Source organism: Nocardia sp. NPDC004722 (assembly GCF_053601505.1).
On record NZ_JBSGBY010000872.1, the window covers coordinates 1 to 2,643 of the forward strand.

3 protein-coding genes are annotated in these 2,643 nt (G+C 68.9%); all 3 read left to right on the forward strand.

The features are described 5' to 3' along the window. Positions 1-496, forward strand: a 496-nt coding sequence (locus tag ACWELQ_RS43290; RefSeq protein ID WP_452402781.1) for a TauD/TfdA dioxygenase family protein, incomplete at its 5' end; no start/stop codon positions are given. Beyond that, positions 493-1,044, forward strand: coding sequence for an FcoT family thioesterase (locus ACWELQ_RS43295; protein WP_452402782.1), 552 nt, complete (start codon positions 493-495; stop codon positions 1,042-1,044). The genes ACWELQ_RS43290 and ACWELQ_RS43295, both read left to right, overlap by 4 nt. Next, positions 1,041-2,567 carry a long-chain-fatty-acid--CoA ligase gene (locus ACWELQ_RS43300; RefSeq protein WP_452402783.1) on the forward strand — a complete coding sequence of 509 codons (1,527 nt, stop codon included), beginning with the start codon at positions 1,041-1,043 and terminating at the stop codon, positions 2,565-2,567. Before ACWELQ_RS43295 ends, ACWELQ_RS43300 begins: the two co-directional genes overlap by 4 nt. Positions 2,568-2,643 lie beyond the last annotated feature (76 nt).

Here is a 2,643-nt window from a genome sequence, read left to right on the forward strand (position 1 = left end):
CATCGATATGGCCAAGGCGTACGAGGCGTTGTCGCCGCAGTTGCGGACGGCCGTCGAGGACACCACGGCGACCCATACGGTGCGGCGCTACTTCAAGATCCGGCCCGGCGACGTGTTCCGCCCGGTCTGCGAGCTGCTCGCCGAGATCGACGCCAAGACGCCGCCGGTGACCATGCCGACCGTGTACGAGCACCCGCACACCGGGGAACGGGTGCTGTACCTGAGCGAGGGCTTCACCGAATCGATCCAAGGGCCGGACGGTGGCGCGCGACCGGAACTGCTGCGCGAATTGCTCGCCGCCACAGGCCAACTCGACGACACGCCCGGCGCTGCGGTGCACCTGCAGACTTTCGAAGCCGGTGACGTCCTGGTCTGGGACAACCGAAGCCTCGTGCACCGCGCCGTGCACACCGACACCCCCGCACCCGTCGTGTCCTGGCGGGTCACTGTGCACGACGCCGTGGCGGCCGGAAATGGCAGCGAGGCCGAAAAATGACAGCGAAGCCTGAGATGACGCTCACGACAGCGGTTTTCGAAGCCGACGCCGACGAGCTGGCGGTGGTGCTGCGCTGCTACAAGCCGCACTGCCGGTACCTGAAATCGCTGACGGTCACCGTCACCGAGGACCGGGTCGTCGGCACCGGCACCTTCTCGATCCCGGAACCCTGCTACATCGACGACACCGGGCACCTCAACGCCGTCGAGGTCGGCATCTGCTACAACCAGCTGCTCTACCAGACCATGGCCACCATGGTCCGCCACCGCACCGGCCCGGTCCTCGACGACTGGACCATGCCGGAATTCCTGCGCCGCTACCTCCCCGATGTGCTGATCGCGGAGTCCCGCAACATCTTCCGGCGCGCCATCGACTCCAGCGCGTTCACCGGCGAGTTCGTCATCGACCGCGCCACCCGCTACCGGCCCGGCCCGGACGCGGCCGAGCGGGTGGCGCTGGAGACCAGCTATGGATTCCGCGACGAGCACGGCGGTGCGTGCGACGGCAAGATCCGCGTGGTGGTCGTGGACACCGCGAGCGCCGCATGATCGGCACCCGCCCGGCCACCCTCGCGGATCTGGCCCGCGCTCATCCGAACCCGGCGGCGACGGCGGTGATCTGCGGTGATCGCGCCCTCGGCTACGGGGAACTGGATCGGGCGGCCGACCGGATCGCGGCCGCGTTGCTGACCGCGGGGCTGGAACCCGGTGCGCGCGTGGCGTATCTGGGGCTGGAATCGGTCGACTACTACGCCACTCTGCTGGGCTGTGCTCGCGCCGGAATGGTGCTGGTGCCGATCAACTTCCGGCTCACCGCACCCGAAATCGCGTATATCCTCGCTGATTCCGGGACCGCCTTGCTGCTCGTGGACGCCGGGCTGCGGGAGGCATTGGGGGAGCAGGCCATTCCGGTGGTCACCACCGAAGACCTACCCCACTGGTACGAACTCCACCCGGCCATCGCTTCCCAGCGCCCGGTGCGCCCCGATGACGCGGTCGTACAGCTCTACACCAGCGGCACCACCGGGCTGCCCAAGGGTGTGGTGCTCGCGCACCGCAGTTTCTTCGCCGTGCGTGACGCGCTCGCCGACGCGGCCCTGGATTGGATCGACTGGCGGGACGGTGATGTCGGGCTGATCGGCATTCCGGGCTTTCACGTCGGCGGACTCTGGTGGGCCACACAGGGTTTCGCGGCCGGGGTCACCATGGTGGCGATGCCGCGCTTCGACAGCGGCGCGGCCGTGCGCCTGGTGGCCCAATTCGGGGTGACCACGGTGTGCGTGGTGCCGTCGATGTTGCGGCTCATGCTCGACGAACCCGCCGCCCAGCGGGACGGCCTGACCGGTGTGCCCGATGCTCTGGCGGGGGTTCGCAAAGTCGTCTACGGCGGCTCGCCCATTCCGGAAGCACTGCTGCGCACCGCGATCGACCGGCTCGGCTGCGGATTCGCGCAGATCTACGGCCTCACCGAGACCGGCAACACCGCGATCTGCCTGCCACCGGAGGCGCACCGGCCGGGCAGCCCGCTGCTGCGGGCGGCCGGACGCTCCTACCCCGGGTTCGGGGTGGAGATCGTGGACGTGCACGGGACGCCACTGCCCACCGGCGAGGTCGGCGAGATCCGGCTGCGGACGCCGGGGCACATGCTCGAATACTGGCGCAACCCCGAGGCCACCGCGGACACCTTGCGCGACGGCTGGATTCACACCGGCGACGCCGGCTATCTCGACGCGGACGGCTACCTGTTCCTGTGCGACCGGATCAAGGATCTGATCATCGTGGCGGGGGAGAACATCTATCCCGCCGAGATCGAGAACGTGCTGGCCGCGCACCCGGCCGTCGCGGACGTCGCCGTCATCGGCCGCCCCGACGAACGATTTGGTGAGCGCGTGCACGCCGTCGTCGCACTGCGACCCGACGCCGCCGCGACCGCCCGCGAACTGTTCGAGTTCTGCCGGGAACGACTGGCCGCCTTCAAGATTCCCGTCCGCTTCGAATTCGCCGACGTCATCCCGCGCAACCCCAGCGGCAAGATCCTGCGCCGCGAACTGCGCGACCGACCCCAGAACTGAGAGAGCGAATCTGTGTCACCGACGCTCACCTTCGATTCCGTGCGCGCCGACATCGCCGGCGAACTGTTCCTCGAAC